Here is a 946-nt window from a genome sequence, read left to right as displayed (position 1 = left end):
TACGGCCAATGCTTTGCCACTAAACGAGTGAGTCAGCAGCCATTGCAGAGCTTTCGCCTTGTTATACCTGCCGTCTTGTACCGCCTTCACAATACGCGCTTGCAGCCCTCTGACATGACGCTGTACAGCAATCCAATCGATGCTGTCCCACGATGTGCTGGAAGGCGCACACGCTGATACTGCTGCGTTCATTTGCTCTCCCTCCATTAAAAGGGTTCTACACACTCTCTTGTGATGAGAGACCATAAGGACGTCAGCCCGCTTTCGCGTGAGGTAATGTTTCAACCTCTATCCAACCCATTACAGACTGGCATTCGCTTTTTCCTCGTTCCTTCGCCCGCATCACCATGGGCAGTTTTTGCAAACTGCTTTCCCAATGGGGGTAATACGGGATTTCCACGTTCCGCTTACTGAAGTACATCGGCTTAGGTGCCTGCTATCGACCGGGAGGCGTATGGGTCACGAATGCGTAGTAGAAAGACGCGATTCCCACCTCCATTACCGTTTTGGTTCGAGCGTATTAGCCATTTCCGCTCGTTCAATTTAACGATCGTTGCGCAGATTCACATGTGTTCACCATACCGATTATCTAGCCCTTGTCCGGCTATGGCTGCCAGAAGAGTACGCCTCTCACGATTGATACCCCGCACCTTACGGTGCCTCGTTACATTGTCGAAGGCGCTCTTTATTCAGCCTTCTAGATTCACCCGGTGACACGGGTGGTTCCCGCAGGGGGAACAACTTCATTAAGCGACTTCGTGTCGCACCTCTACCCAATTGTTGCATATCGGTAGATTGCCATCATCCAGATAGCGGCTTAAGGCTGGCCAACGCTTCAGAGTGTAATTGATGGCCTTGGCGGTGGGAGAACTCGATGGCACCGTCAGATGATGTTGGTTGAGCCATTCATATAGTTGTTGCATCACCGGTTGGCTATGCTGTTGTT

Annotated in this window: 1 protein-coding gene and 1 pseudogene; both read right to left on the bottom strand. The window is 51.3% G+C overall.

The window, feature by feature from the left end; all coding sequences use genetic code 11:
* Positions 1 to 192 (bottom strand): reverse transcriptase N-terminal domain-containing protein (locus tag VF675_RS13685; RefSeq protein ID WP_440205385.1); only part of this gene is annotated, 192 nt, incomplete at its 3' end.
* 575 nt (positions 193 to 767) lie between these two features.
* Positions 768 to 946 (bottom strand): annotated as a pseudogene (locus VF675_RS13680) (IS66 family transposase); the annotation flags it as partial.

Source organism: Acinetobacter sp. Lyrl_1, assembly GCF_051948795.1.
In the GTDB taxonomy this organism is placed as follows: domain Bacteria; phylum Pseudomonadota; class Gammaproteobacteria; order Pseudomonadales; family Moraxellaceae; genus Acinetobacter; species Acinetobacter towneri.
Note: the sequence above shows the minus strand (reverse complement) of the source record. Positions and strands in the feature narration are given on the sequence as shown.